At 31.0% G+C, this 18,939-nt stretch carries 25 protein-coding genes, 1 pseudogene and 1 riboswitch; of the genes and pseudogenes, 17 read left to right on the top strand and 9 right to left on the bottom strand.

The annotated features are described in order from the left end of the window. Positions 1-428 precede the first annotated feature (428 nt). From LQ609_RS11145 to LQ609_RS11115, 8 genes and pseudogenes are all read left to right on the top strand, one after another. Entirely contained in the window at positions 429-1,316 is an 888-nt protein-coding gene (locus LQ609_RS11145) for a LysR family transcriptional regulator (protein WP_239734756.1), read from the top strand. A 112-nt stretch (positions 1,317-1,428) separates the two neighbouring features. Beyond that, entirely contained in the window at positions 1,429-1,968 is a 540-nt protein-coding gene (locus LQ609_RS11140; protein WP_078357133.1) for an acyl-CoA thioesterase, read from the top strand. 2 nt (positions 1,969-1,970) lie between these two features. Then, positions 1,971-2,336 carry a hypothetical protein gene (locus LQ609_RS11135; RefSeq protein WP_078357132.1) on the top strand — a complete coding sequence of 122 codons (366 nt, stop codon included), beginning with the start codon at positions 1,971-1,973 and terminating at the stop codon, positions 2,334-2,336. Positions 2,337-2,473: 137 nt separating this feature from the next. Next, complete coding sequence (locus LQ609_RS12780; protein WP_420870769.1) at positions 2,474-2,701, top strand: TcaA NTF2-like domain-containing protein; 228 nt, start codon at positions 2,474-2,476, stop codon at positions 2,699-2,701. Between the two features lie 210 nt (positions 2,702-2,911). Next, positions 2,912-3,550: pseudogene (locus LQ609_RS11130) on the top strand (HD domain-containing protein). A gap of 252 nt (positions 3,551-3,802) precedes the next feature. Continuing rightward, positions 3,803-4,255: a MarR family winged helix-turn-helix transcriptional regulator gene (locus tag LQ609_RS11125; protein WP_239734755.1), complete on the top strand. Its 453-nt coding sequence runs from the start codon at positions 3,803-3,805 to the stop codon at positions 4,253-4,255. A gap of 14 nt (positions 4,256-4,269) precedes the next feature. After that, the gene (locus LQ609_RS11120) at positions 4,270-4,776 is read left to right on the top strand and encodes a GNAT family N-acetyltransferase (protein WP_078357128.1); all 507 of its coding nucleotides are present in this window, start codon (positions 4,270-4,272) and stop codon (positions 4,774-4,776) included. A gap of 12 nt (positions 4,777-4,788) precedes the next feature. Continuing rightward, a complete protein-coding gene (locus tag LQ609_RS11115) occupies positions 4,789-5,394 on the top strand; it encodes an FMN-binding negative transcriptional regulator (protein ID WP_239711019.1) in 606 nt (201 codons plus the stop codon). A 211-nt stretch (positions 5,395-5,605) separates the two neighbouring features. Here LQ609_RS11115 and LQ609_RS11110 read toward each other — a convergent pair whose 3' ends face one another. From LQ609_RS11110 to LQ609_RS11100, 3 genes are all read right to left on the bottom strand, one after another. Further along, positions 5,606-5,701 carry a type I toxin-antitoxin system Fst family toxin gene (locus tag LQ609_RS11110; protein WP_107509433.1) on the bottom strand — a complete coding sequence of 32 codons (96 nt, stop codon included), beginning with the start codon at positions 5,699-5,701 and terminating at the stop codon, positions 5,606-5,608. Positions 5,702-5,881: 180 nt separating this feature from the next. Continuing rightward, positions 5,882-5,974 (bottom strand): type I toxin-antitoxin system Fst family toxin, encoded by a 93-nt coding sequence (locus LQ609_RS11105; protein WP_129303109.1) that lies wholly within the window; start codon positions 5,972-5,974, stop codon positions 5,882-5,884. Between the two features lie 117 nt (positions 5,975-6,091). Next, positions 6,092-6,673, bottom strand: coding sequence for an alpha/beta hydrolase (locus LQ609_RS11100; protein ID WP_115337897.1), 582 nt, complete (start codon positions 6,671-6,673; stop codon positions 6,092-6,094). 36 nt (positions 6,674-6,709) lie between these two features. Between LQ609_RS11100 and LQ609_RS11095 the strand changes: the two genes are divergently transcribed. From LQ609_RS11095 to LQ609_RS11080, 4 genes are all read left to right on the top strand, one after another. After that, positions 6,710-7,687, top strand: a complete 978-nt coding sequence (locus LQ609_RS11095) for a VOC family protein (RefSeq protein ID WP_239734754.1) — start codon at positions 6,710-6,712, stop codon at positions 7,685-7,687. A 76-nt stretch (positions 7,688-7,763) separates the two neighbouring features. Then, a complete protein-coding gene (locus tag LQ609_RS11090) occupies positions 7,764-8,129 on the top strand; it encodes a hypothetical protein (RefSeq protein ID WP_078357124.1) in 366 nt (121 codons plus the stop codon). 11 nt (positions 8,130-8,140) lie between these two features. After that, positions 8,141-8,506, top strand: a complete 366-nt coding sequence (locus LQ609_RS11085) for a hypothetical protein (protein ID WP_078357123.1) — start codon at positions 8,141-8,143, stop codon at positions 8,504-8,506. 174 nt (positions 8,507-8,680) lie between these two features. Beyond that, a complete protein-coding gene (locus LQ609_RS11080; RefSeq protein WP_239734753.1) occupies positions 8,681-9,256 on the top strand; it encodes a helix-turn-helix domain-containing protein in 576 nt (191 codons plus the stop codon). A gap of 435 nt (positions 9,257-9,691) precedes the next feature. Here the strand turns inward: LQ609_RS11080 and LQ609_RS11075 are convergent, their stop codons facing one another. Next, the gene (locus tag LQ609_RS11075) at positions 9,692-10,171 is read right to left on the bottom strand and encodes an SRPBCC family protein (protein WP_239734752.1); all 480 of its coding nucleotides are present in this window, start codon (positions 10,169-10,171) and stop codon (positions 9,692-9,694) included. A 39-nt stretch (positions 10,172-10,210) separates the two neighbouring features. Continuing rightward, a complete protein-coding gene (locus LQ609_RS11070; RefSeq protein WP_239701293.1) occupies positions 10,211-10,552 on the bottom strand; it encodes a helix-turn-helix domain-containing protein in 342 nt (113 codons plus the stop codon). Positions 10,553-10,681: 129 nt separating this feature from the next. Next, positions 10,682-10,781, top strand: a riboswitch (guanidine-I (ykkC/yxkD leader). Positions 10,782-10,828: 47 nt separating this feature from the next. Here LQ609_RS11070 and LQ609_RS11065 point away from each other — a divergent pair. Beyond that, positions 10,829-11,152, top strand: a complete 324-nt coding sequence (locus tag LQ609_RS11065; RefSeq protein WP_208144296.1) for a DMT family transporter — start codon at positions 10,829-10,831, stop codon at positions 11,150-11,152. A 1-nt stretch (position 11,153) separates the two neighbouring features. After that, the gene (locus tag LQ609_RS11060; protein ID WP_078357118.1) at positions 11,154-11,468 is read left to right on the top strand and encodes a DMT family transporter; all 315 of its coding nucleotides are present in this window, start codon (positions 11,154-11,156) and stop codon (positions 11,466-11,468) included. Between the two features lie 17 nt (positions 11,469-11,485). Here the strand turns inward: LQ609_RS11060 and LQ609_RS11055 are convergent, their stop codons facing one another. Further along, entirely contained in the window at positions 11,486-11,938 is a 453-nt protein-coding gene (locus LQ609_RS11055; RefSeq protein WP_239734751.1) for a GNAT family N-acetyltransferase, read from the bottom strand. Between the two features lie 245 nt (positions 11,939-12,183). Between LQ609_RS11055 and rocD the strand changes: the two genes are divergently transcribed. Both rocD and LQ609_RS11045 read left to right on the top strand, forming a co-directional pair. Beyond that, entirely contained in the window at positions 12,184-13,386 is a 1,203-nt protein-coding gene (gene rocD, locus LQ609_RS11050) for an ornithine--oxo-acid transaminase (protein ID WP_078357116.1), read from the top strand. Between the two features lie 159 nt (positions 13,387-13,545). Then, positions 13,546-14,616, top strand: a complete 1,071-nt coding sequence (locus LQ609_RS11045) for an NAD/NADP-dependent octopine/nopaline dehydrogenase family protein (protein ID WP_239734750.1) — start codon at positions 13,546-13,548, stop codon at positions 14,614-14,616. A gap of 56 nt (positions 14,617-14,672) precedes the next feature. Here LQ609_RS11045 and LQ609_RS11040 read toward each other — a convergent pair whose 3' ends face one another. Continuing rightward, complete coding sequence (locus LQ609_RS11040; RefSeq protein ID WP_239734749.1) at positions 14,673-15,836, bottom strand: MFS transporter; 1,164 nt, start codon at positions 15,834-15,836, stop codon at positions 14,673-14,675. 188 nt (positions 15,837-16,024) lie between these two features. Here LQ609_RS11040 and LQ609_RS11035 point away from each other — a divergent pair, with 188 nt between their 5' ends. Further along, complete coding sequence (locus LQ609_RS11035) at positions 16,025-16,954, top strand: VOC family protein (protein WP_239734748.1); 930 nt, start codon at positions 16,025-16,027, stop codon at positions 16,952-16,954. Between the two features lie 65 nt (positions 16,955-17,019). Here the strand turns inward: LQ609_RS11035 and LQ609_RS11030 are convergent, their stop codons facing one another. Continuing rightward, positions 17,020-17,775 (bottom strand): YibE/F family protein, encoded by a 756-nt coding sequence (locus LQ609_RS11030; protein ID WP_078357112.1) that lies wholly within the window; start codon positions 17,773-17,775, stop codon positions 17,020-17,022. After that, positions 17,772-18,890, bottom strand: coding sequence for a YibE/F family protein (locus LQ609_RS11025; protein ID WP_078357111.1), 1,119 nt, complete (start codon positions 18,888-18,890; stop codon positions 17,772-17,774). The genes LQ609_RS11030 and LQ609_RS11025 overlap by 4 nt, the downstream gene beginning before the upstream one ends. Positions 18,891-18,939 lie beyond the last annotated feature (49 nt).

Genomic DNA, 18,939 nt, shown 5'->3' with positions numbered 1-18,939 from the left:
AGTGTTAAAAGCAGATTTCAGTAAAATTGCTGATAAGGGTAGTGTTAAAAGCAGATTTCAGTAAAATTGCTGATAAGGGTAGTGTTAAAAGCAGATTTCAGTAAAATTGCTGATAAGGGTAGTGTTAAAAGTAGATTTCAGTAAAATTGCTGATAAGAGATGTGTTAAAAGCAGATTTCAGCAAAATTGCTGATAAGGGTAGTGTTAAAAGCAGATTTCAGCAAAATTGCTGATAAGGGTAGTGTTAAAAGCAGATTTCAGTAAAATTGCTGATAAGAGTAGTGTTAAAAGCAGTTCCCAGCAAAACTGCTGATAAGGAAACTATATAAGCTGGTTTGATTACAAAAGCGAGGTTGAGACATAAATTTGTCTCAGCCTCGTTTTGTGTAATAATGTAAAGAAGATTAATAATTATTGGGGGATTTATCGTGGAGATAAAACAAATGCAATATTTTATAGAAGTTGCAAAGTTCAAGAGTATGACGAAAGCCTCAGAGAATTTATACATTACACAACCTACTATTAGTAATTCAATTAAGTTATTAGAAGAGGAATTAAATGTTGCGTTGTTTGATCGTTCTAAGAGACAAATCGTATTAACGGATGCTGGAAAAGTCTTTTATAAAATTTGTAAGGATTTCTTGAAGATGTATGAGAATATTCCTGTTGAATTGAATAATTTATTAGAAATTGAAGAAGGTCATGTGAGAATTGGTATTCCTACGATTATGAATGTGAATAAGTTTACTAAGCTGATTTCTGAATTCCATCAACTATATCCTAATGTGACGTTTCATATTTTGGAAGATGGTAGTAAAAGAATTGAGGATGAGATTTTAAGGGATGATTTAGATATAGGTATTACGGTGCTACCTACTGATAATAATTTGTTTAATTCGTTCTTCTTTTTCAGTGAAGAGTTGAAAGTTGTAGTTAATAAAAATCATTATATAGCTGATCAAAAGTCTGTGGATCTTAGTGAACTTTCAAACGAGAGTTTCATTCTTTTTAATTCTGATTATTATTTAAATGATCGTATTAAGCAATGTTGTAGAATGTCGGGCTTTATTCCGAATATTATATCTGAGAGTACGCAGTGGACTTTTATTGAGCAGATGATCTTATCTGATTTAGGTATTTGTATTTTACCTTCTAGTATTACAGATTTGCTGAATGAAGACTTGAAAAGTGTCAGCATTAGCAACTTGAATATCGGGTGGGAATTGGCGATTATTTGGAAAAAAGAAGGTTATCAAAACCATATTACAAAGAAATTGCTTGAATTTTTACAAGACAGATTACTTTTAAATGAATGAGTAATGCGTTTACATAGATTATTTTTATAGTTTATATAAAAATTAACGATTTTTATAAATGTATTTAGGGGATTAAGATGTAGTTATACGAGATACAAGGAAGGAAATATATATGATACATTTTAAACACCCCAACGAGAGCAGAGTAGTAAGTACAGACCAAGTACTAGTCAATGATTTGAATAATTATAATACGTTGTTCGGAGGCGTATTAATGAAAAAGTTAGATAACAATGCAACGTTATCAGCTAGAAGACATGCAAGAGTAAAAGAATGCGTAACAGCTTCTACGGATTCTATAGATTTCTTAGTACCAATTAGACAAACAGATTCAGTTTGTATTGAGTCATTCGTGTCATACACAGGGAATAAATCGATGGAAATTTTCTGTAAAGTTATAGCTGAAGATATGTTAACAGGAGAAAGAAAAATTGCGGCAACTGCATTTTTAACATTCGTAGCATTAGATGGTGATAAGAGACCTATAAGAGTTCCAGCTATAGTACCAGAAACGAAAGAAGAATTATTTTTATTTGAATCAGGAAGTAAACGTGCAAACATGAGAAGACAAAGAAGAGAGCATAGCCAAGAATTAACAAAAATAATAGGTTTAGAAAAACCTTGGGAAAGAATTAAAGAAGGGAGTTACTAATTATGTTTGCAAGTACAAATGAAATTTATAAAGTTCAAAATGACATTGTATCATTAGAAAAGAACTATCCTCGATTCTTTGAAAACTTAGAGCATGTTGTCAGTTTAACGAGACAATTACAAATCCACTATCAATATTTAGGTGAATTGATAAATGGTATTGATAAAATTGAATCACGACCACCGTTTATTAAAGATTCAGTATTACAAATTTATACTGACGAAGTTAAAAAAATTACTGAAGATGAAAATATTGATATTTTGATGAATATCTTTAAACATCATCAAGATGTAAAATACGCTCAAATATTCTTATTAATATTAGGTGCTAAACCTAGACTTGTCTTTGAGAACACAATTATAAAATAATAAAACCTGGAGCTTTTTATAATATCGTCATATTGTAAAAAGCTCATTTAATTTATAAAGAGGTCAATATTTCCTGGGCTATAACCTATGAATTATAAGAGGGAAAATATTAATAAAGTAGAAAAAAACATAGCTATATTAAGAGTAGTTCAGATACAGCAGATCATATTGAAAAAGTTGTAGAAGAAGGTGGAGGCATAGAATTCACTAAACCAAAAGTAACAAAGTATGATAAAAAAGGTGACACAATCACAATAGAGATTGAAAAGAAAGACAATGATGGCAAAAGTATCAAATCTAAATATGACTTAGATTATGATTCAACATTTTCAGACTTTAAAATTAAAGATTATACTGATATTTAATTCACCTATGTTATTCATCAGTATGAGTTGATTTGAAATATCCAAAAGCGAAATTACTCACCTGAAAAGGTGTCGCTAAAATTTGAGTGTGATAATCCAATGTACTTTCATGGTAAAAATCTCAACTTTCCTCCTTCTCAAATAAGTTTACTTTTTTAAATTAAGAGGAATATATTAAATGTATTATAATTTGAGAAGGGGTTTTTTTAATTGATTAAAAGTTTAGATGAAATTAAAGTCCCAGATAGTAAAATTATTCAAGATGCACAAGAGATTGTAAGAGAATATGGAAATGAATTAATTTGGAATCACTCTAATAAAGTTTATTTATTTGGAGAAACAAAAGGAATCCAAGATCAACTAAAATAGGATGAAGAATTGCTCTATATCACAGCGTTATTTCACGATTTAGGCTTAACTGAAACTTATGGCAGCGATGATTTAAGATTTGAAGTTGATGGAGCAAATGCTGTTAGACAATTTTTACAAAATTATAATTATGATAAAAGTGATTTGCAATTAGCATGGGATTCTATAGCTTTACACACGACTTTAGGTATTGCAGAACATAAGGAAAATAATGTTGCTCTACTATATCATGGTGTTGGTATGGATGTTATGGGCGATAATTGGAATCAATATTCTGATCAATTACGTAAAGCAGTCGCTACAAAATTCCCTAGAGGGAATTTTAAACATGATGTAATACAAGCATTTTACGATGGTTTCAAACATAAACCAGAAACGACATTTGGCAATATCAAATCAGACGTTATAAAGTATTTTGAACCAGAATACCCACAAAATAACTTCTGTTCATGTATATTACGTTCAAAATGGGATAGCTAATAATGTATTATTTATTTACTTATTAATTGCTTTGTACTAAAAATCATAAACAAAAAATCACTCAATCTTCCAGATTGGGTGACTTTTTTGATAAAGGGATTTGTGTCCCAAAGTATTTTAGAATTTATTTTATTTGACTCTTAGTTATTACGACTTAATTTATAAGTAATAGATCCTTGAAATATAATTAATATATGTTACATTATTAAATAAAATAGTTGCATTTGCAACAAAAATAAAAGGGGTCAGACAATGAAAGACATATTAAGAGATATAGGTATTATTTCTAGATCATTAGACTCTATAAGCAACATAGAATTCAAAGAAATCAGTCTTACAAAAGGCCAATTCGTATATTTAGTCAGAATCTGTGAAAATCCAGGTATCATACAAGAAAAATTGGCTGAAATGTTGAGGATTGACCGCACTACAGCATCAAGAGCAATAAATAAACTTGAAAAAAACGAATTAATTTTCAAAAAAAATCACCATCAAAGTAAAAAGAGTAAAATGTTATTCCCGACTAAAAAAGGTGAAGAACTTTATCCGTTTATAATAAGGGAAAACAATCACTCTAATTCAGTAGCATTAAAAGGTTTTACTGAAGAAGAAATTAATGATCTAACGAGAGCTTTAGACCGAGTGAAAAACAATATGTCTGAGGATTGGTTAAGCGTTAAAAAAGGTAACAAAAGACAATATTAAAGGATGGTGAAAAAATGATAAGAGAATGTGTCATAGAAGATTTAGAACAATTGCAAAGTATATCATACCAAACATTTGATGAAACATTTAGAGAACAAAATAAAAAAGAGAACATTGACAATTATTTACTACACACTTTCACTAAAGAAAGATTATTAAAAGAATTTCAAAATTCAAATTCATTTTTTTATTTTATATTTTATCAAAAATCATTAGCAGGATACTTAAAATTAAATATTCAAGACGCTCAAACGGAATTTATTGAAGGAAATAATTTAGAAATTGAACGTATTTATGTTCTAAACCAATTTCAAAAACTTGGATTAGGTAAGCAACTATATGATAAATCAATTGAGGTAGCTAAAGAATTATCATGCGATCATATTTGGCTAGGTGTATGGGAGAAGAACTATAATGCTATTGCATTCTATGAAAAATTTAAATTTGAAAAAATAGATGAACATGCTTTTTATATGGGGGATGAAAAACAAATAGACTATATCATGATTAAACATTTATAAGGGGGCTTTATTATGTATATTCCAAAACATTATAAAGAAAATGATATTCAAGAAATCAAATCATTTATGCTAGAACATCAATTTGTAACGATCATAACAAACGATGGGGATAAACCTATAGCGACGCATGTACCAATTAATATTCATGAAAAAAACGGAGAGATATATGTTACTGGTCATTTAGCTAAGAATAACGATCAATGGAGATTATTAAATAAAGCATCAAATGTTTTAATTATATTTCAAGGACCTCATGCATATATTTCGTCTACTTGGTATGAAAAAGAAGATGTTCCAACATGGAATTATCAAAGTGTTCATGTATATGGGGATAGTAGACTTTTAAGTGAAAGCGAACTTATTGAAGATTTAACCTATTTGTTGAATAAATATGAAGGACATAGAGACAACGGAGCAACTTGGGACAATATGTCTGAAAACACACGTAAACAAATCAATGGAATTATAGGATTTGAAATTGAAGTTAAAGAAATACAAGCTGCATATAAATTAAGTCAAACACGTACCGAACAAGACAAAAATAATATAATAAGTAAACTCAAAGAATCTGGGGACCATTTAGATATTGCAATAGCAAAAATAATGAATCGAGAATAACAGTATAAGTTTTAAAGTAAAAAATGCTAATAAAAAAAGAATCAAGATTGAACACTTTTAAATAAAGCTGGACGATTATTATAGTATGTACTTTGCAGTTTTCTCTACTATGATGTTATAATCTCTTTAACAAGAGTTTCGTGCATATATGCACTAATCCCCTCACTATTGCGAGTAGTGAGGGGATTTTTGTGTTGGCTAGTCGCCTATTTTACTTATCATCTCGATTGCGTAGCCAATGCGCAAATAGAGTGACAATACAACCACCGATGACTGTGGTCATGATGTGAACAAGAGTTTCGAATATAAGCATGCACTGAATAAATTACGAGAATATGTTAAACAAATTTAACTAGGTGATCCTTTTTGCATTTTTCTAAACTATGATGTTATAATATGTTTAACAAAAAGCAGTTCCATTGGAACACCGAACCCCCAACCTACTGGAATAGGTTGGGGGTTCTTTTTGATGGGCTATGTCACCTTATTATTTATTGCGGCTGTTTAGCCAAAACGTAAAACCCGCAATTATGTATCCTGAAACAACAGGTGCAATTATACTAACAAAAAGTAGTTCCACTGGCTACACCTCCTTCCGCCGAAAATACCGCCGGAAGTTAAGGCGACTTCATTATTATATCATCTGTAAATGCACTTTTGATAAGATAAATTTGGTCATTTTATAAATCAATAATGACTAAAGGATTGTTTTTAATTTTTCGATTTCTGGTTCATCTAATTCGTGGCCACCGTCTAAAAGCTCAAATTGAACTTCTTTAAATAATGGTCTAAGTTCATCGGCTAGTGCCTTAATTTTACCTGGTACAGTTAAATAATCGTTTGAACCACTTGTTATGATAATAGATGTATGTTCATATCTTTCAGTGATTTTATATTCTAAATTAGATGGATGAAGTAATAAGGCACGGTCAATATTTGTAATGCCTTGTTCAAGTAGACCAATGATGAAATTTGCACCATTTGAATAACCAAAGAATATAATATGTTGATAGTTATGTTCTTTAATAAATGAATGCCAAAATTCTACAAAGTCTTCAGTATGTTTGCTAAAATCATTTCGATCTAAAGCATTATGATTTAATGGTGCGAAAAATCGTCTTTCTGTTCCTTCTCCAACATTGCCTTGCAGACTTAATATGTTAGCTTCAGGGAATAACGCACCTGAAAACGGTAGAAGTTGGTATTGATTGCCCCCGGTACCATGAAAAAGTACAATTAAAGTATCAGAGTTTGGGTTTTCTTGTAAGAAATATTCCATTCTATCTCCTCCATAAATTTGAAAGGGCTGTTGTTAATGAATCATGATTCAATTATACACCATGTATCTATTATTAATCACGATGCAGAACAATCATTTAACTTCTACCGTAATATACTAGGTCTGAATTTACTAATGAAGACTGTTAATCAAGAGAACTATGAAATGTATCATATTTTCTTTGCAGATAAATATGGGCGACCTGGAACTGAAGTGACATTGTTTGAAATGAAAGAAGGTAAAGAAAATCAATTCGGAGCTAATGCATTTGATCGATTGTTATTTAAAGTACCATCAGTAGAGTCATTACAATATTGGGAACAGCGATTTGATCAGTTTGAAGTTTGTCACTACGGTATTGAAAGTTATACTGACCGCAGTCTAATTCGATTTGAAGGACCAGATCAAACACCGCTTGGCTTAATCGTAATAGCTGATCATGAAGACATTAGCTTATTCAACAGAGATGAAAATAGTGTTGTGCCCTTTGAACATCAAATATTAGCCTTAGATTCCGTACACGCTAGAGTGAGATATCCAGAAGCAAGTAAACAACACTTCCAAGATTTATTCAATTGGAAGACATATGGTCAAACAGCATTCTTTGATACAGGTTTGACTGTAAATATACTGCATAACAACAATAGTGAAATGTACCATGAAGTACATTTGATTTACGACACATTTAATCCATTAGAAGAACAAGGATTTGGAGCTATACATCACGTAGCAATATCAGCAGAAGCGGAAAGTACATTAGATGATATCGCAGTATCATTAGATAAATTAAATATGATACACTCACCTATAAAAAATAGAGGCTTCTTTAAATCCATATATTATCAAGACCCTAATCAGCTCTTATTCGAAGTAGCGACGTTAAAGCTCAATATGGAAGCAATAACATTTGAAGAAAAGCAATTTCAAGACATCCCGCTATACTTACCAGAACACTTAGAATCGAAACGAACATTTATCGAAAGACAATTACAAAAAGGAAATACGGGGCTATAATAGAGTGTTGAAAAATAATGATTTTAGTCTGTATAATTAATAATATAAACTAATATTTTGTTACGAGGTGATGTTAATGAACACAATTACAGAAAATATAAAGTTAAGACCAAAGCAATTTATATTTTCATTCATAATACCTTGTCTAATAGTTTGGATAGCATTATTAATTTTAAAGTCTGATATCGTACAAATAATTTTATTTGGTGTTGTGATGGTCTTATTAAATTTTATTCACTTTAATGTATTTGTTACAAGGGAAGTACTAAATGAAAAGTTAAATAGCCATATTCGCAAGAAAAATATCTCTAAAGAAAAATTATACGAAATAACTGGTTTAACAAAATATGAAGTAACTGAAAATGAAAATACTTATGAGTTTTTTGTTTCGTCATCTAGAAAGAAAAAATATTTAAAAATTCTTGGAAATTATAATAATTAGAAGGATGTAAAATGAGAACTTTAAGAAGAGCATTAATAGAAAATTATCAATATAATCCAATAAGATATATTTTGGAAATTATAGGGATATTCATTATTTGCATCTTATATTATTTAATTGCAAAGGGTATGTATTTAGAAATTGCAGCTGTACCTTTGTTTATATTTCATTTTATTATGATGAACTTAAGAATTCGAAAAGATTTTTATAACCAAAGAATTACAGATTTATTAGAAGAAAAGCAAGTTGACATCGAAACATTACAGGATAAGATGCAAATATCTAAATACGAATTTCGGTATAAAAAAGGGAAATATGAATTCTATGTTTCCAATAAACAAAAGAAAAAATATATTAGTTTATTGGAATCACTTTAATATTAAAGAAGCTGACAGCTAAGGACTGTCAGCTTCTTTTTAGTTGAGCCTTGATATAACAACGTTGCAAAAAATATTTTGCAATTATAATTTTAGTTTTTTGGTGCAATGTAAACTTTGTTTGGTACACTATTTTTAAGTCTTTTACTAAATTGATAACAAGGAGTCATCGAAATGAACTTAAGTAAGCAAATTATTCATTTAAGAAAAGAGTTTAATTTATCTCAAGAAGATTTAGCAGAAAAAGTATTTGTGAGCAGACAATCTATTTCCAATTGGGAAAGAGGTAAGAGTTATCCTGATATAGAATCTTTGTTGCTGCTAAGTAATATTTTCGATGTTTCCTTAGATCATTTAGTTAAAGGAGACGTAAATATGATGAAGAATGAAATTAATAGAAAAGAACTTGATAAGTGGACTTGGCTGATGTTGTTATATTTACTGTTGGCACTTATTACCGTAATGCCGATTGTTAAATTTATAGGTATGTATGGGGTGGTTATACCTTTTATATTGTGGTTAATCAGTATGTTTTATGGTTTTAAGATTGATAGATTTAAAGCAAAACATAACATTAAAACTTTTAGCCAGATTTTGGATCATATGGAAGGTAAAGATGTTAAAACAATAAGAGAAAGAACTAAGAAAGTTAAAAGTAAAGATAGGATTATGGCAATTATGATACCGTTTATATTTGCGGGTGTAGCTTTTCTTATTGTTTATATTAGTATAAAAATATGGAGATTATAAAATAATGAAGAGTTTTGGACATAAATCTTAACTTAAAATAAATAAGCATATCACTTAACTGCTTTTTTAAAGTTTACAGTGATATGCTTATTTTTTTATAGTTTCTCTTACGGACAATACTCAGAATTATGTCCCTTAGCGCTACTCTTACGGACAATACTCAGAATTATGTCCCTAACACTACTTCTTACGGACATTACTCGTAATTATGTCCCTAACAACACCTCTTACGGACAATACTCAGAATTATGTCCCTAACGACCCTTCTTACGGACAATACTCAGAATTGTGTCCCTTAGCAGCACTCTTACGGACATTACTCGTAATTATGTCCCTAACGCCCCTTCTTACGGACATTACTCGTAATTATGTCCCTAACACTTCATTGGGTTTTATTATTCATTTCGGTAAACTAATTTTACTAATTTTAGCTCATTATTCGTCAATTTTTAATGAACTTTCAATTTCTTTAGTTTTTGATTCGAAATCAAAGTCTGATTTTGATAGTGGTTGTCCGGTTTCTGCTAATTTTTTAACGCTTTGTATCTGGAAATACCATCCTGTAAAGTCATTGGCTATGGTTTGGAATGTGTAAGGTAATGATTCTTTGAATGTTAGAGTTGTAGTGTCTCCGTTTTCTTCTAGTGTGAAGTCTACATGTCCTTGATCCCAATTATATGCTATGCGGCTGTCTGATTCGTAGTTCGTAATATCAAAATACTCATATTGGTTGTTTCCTAAATCGAAAGCTAAACGACTGCCTTCTTTTTCTTCTTCAAATGATAGTTCTGGAAACCATTGTTGTATTCCTGTGGTTGTACCTAATAGCTTGAAGATATGTGATTTATGTGAATGGATATTAGTTGTTATTGTTTGATGAGCATGTGTTTCGTCTGTTTGATAGTTTACGTTCATACGTATTGCCTCCTTAAAATTTATAGAGTATAGAATCCTCTATTGTTTAGAAATTTCTTGAATGTACTCATAAACTTCTCTTTTTTTCTTTTTGTTTAATGATCTTAGGAGTTGAATGGATTCATTTATTATTTGAGAATCTTCTTCGTCTTCATACGCTTCTGGAACGTTTACCCATCCCATAATATATGCTGGTGTAGTAGAGAGTGCGATAGCTAATTTTTCAACTACTGTTGGTGTCAATTTGGCCGTTTGCCCGGTTTCATATCTGGAAATAGTTGATTGATTTACGTTCATAAGTTTGGCTAATTTATACGTGCTAAATCCAAGTTCTTCTCTTCTTTGTTTGATACGATATCCTGTTTGATTCAATGCATTCACCTCAATTGCTTTAGCTCATAATATATTAATTCTATTATATATGATTTGAGTTGTGATTTGTAATTAAGTGATACGAATTATACTTTGTTGACCTAAAATTATGTATTTGCTATAATTCGAATTAATCTAATAAAAGCTTTCTAGGGTTCCGTAACAAAAATGTTAGCCTGGACCGAGAGAAAGCCACGAGTATGTACTTGTGACACGGAAGGATAAAAGCCTGGGAGACTTATTTAATAAGTTTCCTAGGCTTTTTTATTTAAGGAGGAAGTAATAATGAATTGGTTAAAAATTATGGTTGGTGCAGTTTTTGAAGTAGGTTGGGTAGTTGGTCTTACACATGCTACTAATACGTTTGAATGGTGTTTAACGGTAATAGCAATTGTAGTAAGTTTTTATTTGTTAATTAATGCGTCTAAACAATTACCTGTTGGGACTTCTTATGCAGTTTATGTAGGACTAGGTGCAACAGGCGTTACAATTGCAGATTTCGCATTCTTTGGTGAACCTTTAGTTGTAGGTAAAGTGATATTAATCGTGACATTAATTATTGGTGTGGTTGGATTGAAACTTGTAACAAATGATGAGGAGGTAGCATAAAATGGCATGGATAGTGTTAGTAATGGCAGGACTTTTTGAAATGCTAGGTGTCTTATTTATAAATATATATGCAAAACGTAATAATATTTCATCTTTATTAGGATTAGTATTATTCTTCTCATTGAGTTTTGTTTGTTTATCAATAGCAATGCATACAATACCGATGAGCACGAGTTATGCAGTATGGACAGGTATTGGAGCAGTCGGTGGAGCTTTATTAGGAATTATTTATTATGGTGAATCTAAAGATTTAAAGAGAATGTTTTTTATTGGTCTTATATTAGCAAGTACAATAGGGTTAAAATTAATTAGTTAAATTAGGCTTAATCTTTTTTATAAATCATAATTGATTTCCATCCATTCAGGCGCTTCTTCAAATCCAAGTTTTTTATAGACGGGTTTGCCTAATGTTGAAGCAGCTAAGAAAACTTTCTTAATGTTTCTAGATTCTACATTTTTAATGAGTGCTTTAATGATTGTTTGTGCCATACCACGACCTCTATAATCAGGATGAGTATAAATATTTGTAACATAAGCTCTTTCGCCAGATGGATTAGTAAATGATGGAGGGAATGGATAATAAACAATTGCTCCGCTAGCGATGATTGTGTCGTTTTCAACTCCAAGCAATTGATATAGAGATTTATCAGTTAATGCATCAGTAAAAAAGCGTTCTAAATCGTGATCAATATTAGGTGTTGGATTGGATCCTTCATCTATTAATTGAGCTTTTCTTAATTCTACTAATTGATTTAAATCAGAAATTGTCGCTTGTCTAATAATCATAATATTGCTCCTTTGCTTTGAAATCGTGACAATTATTTTTTGAACGGTTTATATTAATATATTATGTTTAATTGCCATGGTAAAAGCAAATTTTAGTAATGGCTATAAGACTATCATTTGAATAAATTTCTTAAAAGAGAAGTGAAAATCTTCTCTTTTTATTTTGACTTATATACAAAATAAATGTATGATTATGAATATTAATACGAATTTAAGTATATTTATTATAAAAGGTGGGTACTAAAATGAATCAGTTTATTGAACTAACAGAAAAGTATAGCCCGAATAATTATAGTCCTTTAAATATTGTTTTGACTGAAGGACAAGGCGCACACGTTAAAGACTCTGATGGAAATACATATATAGATTGTGTATCTGGTTTTTCTGTACTTAACCAAGGTCATAGTCATCCTAAAATCATACAAGCATTTCTTGATCAAAGCCAAAAAATTACGATGACTTCTAGAGCATTGTATAGTGATAATTTAGGTGTTTGGGAAGAGAAAATTTGTAAATTAGCGAACAAAAATAAAGTTTTACCGATGAATACTGGTACAGAAGCAGTAGAAACAGCAATTAAAGTCGCTACAAAATGGGGACAAGATGTTAAAGGTATTAACGCAGATGATGCAGAGATTATAGCAATGGAAGGCAATTTCCACGGTAGAACGATTGGTTCATTATCTCTGTCATCAAATGAAAGTTATAAAAAAGGATTTGGTGTATTAGCAGGTAATATTAAATACAGTGAATTTGGAAATATAGAACAAATAGAGTCACTCATTACTCCTCAAACAACTGCAATCATTTTGGAGCCCATTCAAGGTGAAGGTGGCGTAAATATACCACCTAAAAATTTCATTAAAGATGTTAAAGCATTATGTGAACAACACAATGTATTACTCATTGCAGATGAAATTCAAGTTGGATTAGGTAGAACCGGTAAAATGTTTGCAATGGAATGGGAAGAAGTAGAGCCAGATATGTATTTATTAGGTAAAGCTTTAGGTGGTGGATTATATCCTATTTCTGCTGTTGTAGCTAACGATGATGTTATGCAAGTACTTACACCAGGGACACATGGTTCGACGTTTGGAGGTAATCCATTAGCATGTGCGGTATCGATTGCATCTTTAGATGTACTTATAGATGAATCTCTGCCAGAACGTTCAGAACAACTAGGCAAAAAATTATTAAGCGGATTACAAAATATAGACAGTTCAATTATAAAAGAAGTGAGAGGACGTGGGTTGTTTATCGGTATTGAATTAAATGAGAATGCACAATCAATTGTATCAAGTATCAATGAGCAAGGCGTTTTGTGTAAAGAAACTCAAGGTAACATTATACGTTTAGCGCCACCTCTTGTAATTGAGGAAGATGATATCAATACAATTATTAGTGTGATCACTCAAACAATAGAGGAAAAAGCGAAACAAACAAATTAACTAAATATCAATTGTAATTAGAGGCTAGGACAAATGAATTGTCTTAGCCTCTAATCATTTTTTCTGAGGTGCTACGATGAACGCTTCTTTTATGTTAAAATTTCCTGGGTATATATAAATCAAAGGCAAATTACATCATTTAAAGAAGGGAAGGATAACATGAAAATAGCAATAGTAGGGTCTGGTAATGGTGCAGTTACAGCTGCTTTAGATATGATTTCAAAAGGACATGAGGTGAAATTATATTGCCGAAATCAATCTATCCATAAATTCGATAAAGCAATTGAAAGAGGAGGGTTTGATTTTAATAATGAAGGTGAAAAGAACTTCGTAAAATTCACAGATGTCAGTGATGATATGGAATATGTATTGAAAGATGCAGAAGTTATTCAAATGATTATCCCTTCATCATTCATCGAACACTACGCTAAAACGATGGCGCCATTTATAACAGAAAAACAGCTTATTCTATTTAATATAGCTGCAGCAATGGGTTCTATACGATTCATCAATGTTTTGGAACATAAACATATTGATGTGATGCCAAAATTTGCAGAGTTGAATACATTAACTTATGGGACACGAGTCGATTACGATAAAGCAGAAGTAAACTTATCACTTAATGTTAAGAAGGTACACTATTCAACATATGATAAAAGCTATTTAACAGAAAGCTTTAAGCTTATTAAAAAAATCTATCCTTACGTCGTTAAAGAAGAAAGTCTATGGAAGACTAACTTAGAAAATGGTAATCCAGAAGTACATCCTGGTCCGACACTTTTAAACGTAGGGAGAATAGATTATGCAGATAGTTTCTCATTATATAAAGAAGGGATCACACCACATACAGTTAAACTATTACATGCTGTAGAATTAGAAAGACTTTCATTAGGTAGAAAGTTAGGGTTCGAGTTAAATACAGCAAAAGGCGCTCGTATAGAACGAGGCTACTTATCAAAAGATGATGAAGAAAAACCACTTAATAAATTATTCAATACAAGTCTAGTATTTTCACAAATTAATGGTCCAAACGAAGTAGAGAATAGATATTTAACAGAGGACATTGCATTTGGTTTAGTACTTTGGTCAAGTCTAGGTAAAGTAATAGGTGTACCAACACCAAATATAGATGCCATCATTGTAATAGCATCAACCATTTTAGAAAGAGATTTCTTCACAGAAGGGCTAACAGTAGAAGAATTAGGATTAGAAAAATTAGGACTAGAATAGCACAATTAAGCCTGGGAGCTCTTTCCCAGGCTTAATTTATTACTTTCATACGACTATTAATTAACGACATTCTTAAATAATGAATTACTAATGACAACTGCTATTAGTGTGAGCACGAGTGATAATAAACCAATACCTAACCAGTCAAATTTCACGAAAATATGTCCACCAAGTATGGTCAATAAGCTAGATCCAACATAATAACCTAATAAATATAATGTTGATGCATGTGATTTACTGGAGTCTGTAAGTGTCGCGATATAACTACTTTGTATAGAATGTGCACCGAAGAAGCCAAATGTCATAGCTGCTAATCCAATAATATCTATAGGTAAGTACGTGATAAAAGTGAGTGCTATTCCTATAATCATAATAGTTATCGCTAATCTATATGCTTTTTTTATACCAAGTTTAGTGCTGAGTTTTCCAAAGTTGATCGAGCTATATGTACCAATTAAATATAGAATGAATATAAATGCAATGGTAGATTCACTTAATGAAAAAGGGGCTCTTTCAAAGCGAACGGTAATATAGCTGTATACTGTTACGAAAGTACCCATTAATAAAAATGCTAACGACATTGATTTTAAAACTGCAGGTACGCTCAATAATTGACTGTATTTAATTAAATGTTGCTTAGGTGACACCCAATTTGGCGTTTGGACAGTTGAAGCGGGTAGTAATATCACCATGAATATCGCAAGAATTAAATTGATTATACTAAGTGACGCAATGGCAATTTGCCAATTCGCTAAGTCTGTTAAAATGCCTACTACAACACGACCAGACATACCACCAAAAGTCGTACCAGCTACATATAATCCCATGACTTTACGCACACGATCTTTATGTACTTCATCCGCTATGTACGCCATAGCAATTGAAGGAACACCACTTAAGGCTAGACCCATAAGACCACGAATAACGAGGAACAAATAGAAGTTTGTAACGAATACACTAGCTATAGATAGTAAGCTTACTAATAAAACAGAAATAGACATCATACGTTTCTTTTCAATGTTATTGAGCATTGGTACGATTATTAAACCGAGTCCAAGCATAAACGTAGAAACAGACAATGTTAAACTAACATCAGATAACGGAACATTGAAATAGTGACTAAGACCGTTAAATATAGGCTGTGTAACATATAGGCTAGAAAAAATAATAAACCCTGCTAATAATAATGAAATAGATCGCTTCTTCTGTTCACTCGTCATATCTTATCTCTCCTCATGAACTTTATCATAACGCTAAAAATTTAATATTTCGAAAAATATGCATAACAAGACACCAGTCATAGTGACTTCTCTATGACTGGTGTCTATATTGTCGTCTGTGAGTTTAATTTTTGTAATGATTATTCTTTAGCGGATATAATGTAGTTAAATATATAGGAGGTACTGCTATGGTAGAAATTTTAGGTCATCATCATATTTCAATGTTAACGAAAGATGCTAAGTTAAATAAAGATTTTTATGTGAATAAATTAGGTTTGCGTATGTATTTAAAGTCAGTGAATCAAGATGATCCTTCGATGTATCATTTGTTCTATGGTGATGAGGTTGGAACACCTGGTACTTCTTTAACATTTTTTGAAATTAAACCTATGGGTCAAACGTATAAAGGTACAAATTCAATTTCAAGAATTGGCCTGTTAGTTCCAAATGAAGAAAGTTTGAGTTATTGGAAGAGTCGTTTTGAAGAATTAGGTGTTGATCATGATGTTATCGGTATATATAACGGTATGATGGCATTACATTTTAGAGATCATGAAGGTTTGGAAATGGTGTTATTACCTAATGATGATCGCAAAGTTCCAAAAGCTTGGCAAAATAATAGATATACGGATGTACCGAAAGAACATCAAATTATGGGCATGGGACCTGTTGAATTTAAAATTGAAGACGTTTCTGAAATGAAGAACTTTTTAGAAAATGATTTAAATTTTGAATTAGTAGATTCTGAAAGTGAATTATTATATTCGATTGATTTAGATGGATTATATAGTGATATCGTATTAAAAGAAGAAAAAGGTAAGAGAGAAAGACCTGGTAAAGGTAGTGTCCATCACCTCGCTTTATCAGTAGCTGATGAAGATGAGTTAAATAAAGTGAAAGAATTGTTAGATGAAAAAGAAGTTGTGCATTCTGGAATTGTAGATAGAGACTTCTTTAAGAGTTTATATTATAGACATTCACATATATTAATTGAATTTGCTACAGAAGGACCAGGCTTACCTTATAATGATGTTGAACAACTAGGTCAACAATTAGACTTACCAAGTTTCCTTGAACCAAGAAGAGCAGAAATTGAAGATAATTTAGATCCTATTTAAAAATAGAAAAACTGTCACCAAATTTTGAATTTTGGTGACAGTTTTTTTATTACTATAAATCCTGATTACTGTCTTTGTAGTCTCTTTATTAATTGCACGGTAATAAATGATGTTATCGGTATCGCGATACTGACAGCTATTCCACCTAACAGTATTGTGATGATTTCTGCTGCAAATATTTTAGCATTGATGATTTCACCGAATGTGTAATTCAATTTACCAAACCAGAAAAATAATGTAATTTGTCCACCGATAAATGCAAAGTAAATTGTATTAGTTGTTGTTGAAAGGATATCTCTGCCAATTGTTAATCCTGACCTAAATAGTTGATCAAGTGAAATTTTAGGATGTGCATCATACAGTTCATACATGGGTGAACTAATGGATATGGTTAAATCAATAACTGCGGCTATTACAGCTAATACTATTGTGAACACCATAAGTTGTGCATAGTTTATGCCGACGTTCATTGAGAATATATAAGTTTCGTCTTGTTCTTCTTCTGTAAATCCTTGCAACATTGAAATATCAACAATGAAATAGATTAATCCTATTAATATAAGTGTAGATAGTATTGTTGCAAAGAATGCTGCTATCGTCTTTGTATTATATTCATTGATATAAAATAAATTAATACATGCTATAACTAAGCAGAAAATAAATAACACGATGAATATTGGTACTTTATAAATGATTAATAGTAAAGCGATAAATAACGTAATTAAGTTTAAAAATAATGTTATAAATGATCGGAATCCTGTTTTCCCACCTACTATAATCATAAGTAGAAGTAAGATGATAGCTAAGATGAATGTTGTCATCGGTTAGCCTCCTCTCTCTGTAAAAATAACATCGCAACAAATATTGTTATAGGTATCGTAATAACAATCCCTATCCCACCCATGAGTGCTCTCGTTATTTCTAAGGACCAGTTCATTGAGAGAGTATAAGTTATCGTGTTGCTATTTTTGAAATAGAGAATAACCATTGGAATACTTCCTGATAAGTAGGCAAAGAATAATATGTTCGTCATTGTACCCATAATATCTTTGCCAATATTGATGCCAGACTGCCTTAATTGTTTAAGGGGGATGTTAGGATGTTGCTTTTTAATTTCATATAAAGAACTCGTTAAAGTAATCGCAACATCCATTACAGCACCAAGTGACCCGATTAATACCGATGCTAGAAAGATTTGTGTCGGTTGTATCGTCAAAAAGCTCATCGTTTCATATTTAATGCCATCACTATTTGTTAACATCATTATTAATTGGGCTATTCCAATACTTAAAAATGTGCCGAATAGCGTTGAAATGATTGCAACGAAAGTTCTTCGTTTAAGGCCACTAACAAGCAATAATGAAACGACCGTTGAAAAGATAACGGTTATGGTCATCAATATAAAGAAGTGATGATTATTATGTTTCATAAAATAATCGATCATAAATAATAGTACGGTAACGTTGATGACAAGTGAAATAATCGAATATAAACCAGATTTTCTACCGACTAATAGTAATGTTAATAGAAACAAACCAGTCATGAGTGTTACAGATCCATCTCTTTTTAACCCTTTAATAATTGCCGTATCTTCTTTACCTTTATAAGATAGTAGAACTTGGTCTTTTTTATGATATTTTTCAGAATCAGTTAAAGAATTTGTGTATTTATGGGAGATTTCAATTTTATCTCCTTTATGTTTCCCATTCATTATTTTTAAATGAATTTTTTCTTTATGTAGCGTATCTTTATTTTTGTTTTGATCAATAGTCTGTTCAGCAGTCTTGTTTGTAATGTTCGTAATTTGTCCAACAGGTGTCTTATAAAAATGTGCATTGTTTTGTGTGAATATATAAGCACCAATTATTAAAAGTATGAAGACGACAATTGTTATGTTAAATGGCTTTTTAAATTGTGATTTGAGTTGTGGATTCATGTAATTACACCATCGTTTTTCATTTGATTTGAATATACTTTCTTCTATA

The organism is Mammaliicoccus sp. G-M28 (assembly GCF_022386595.1).
Lineage (GTDB): Bacteria > Bacillota > Bacilli > Staphylococcales > Staphylococcaceae > Mammaliicoccus > Mammaliicoccus fleurettii.
The sequence above is the reverse complement of the archived record's forward strand: the minus strand, read 5'-3'. Positions and strand labels throughout refer to the sequence as shown.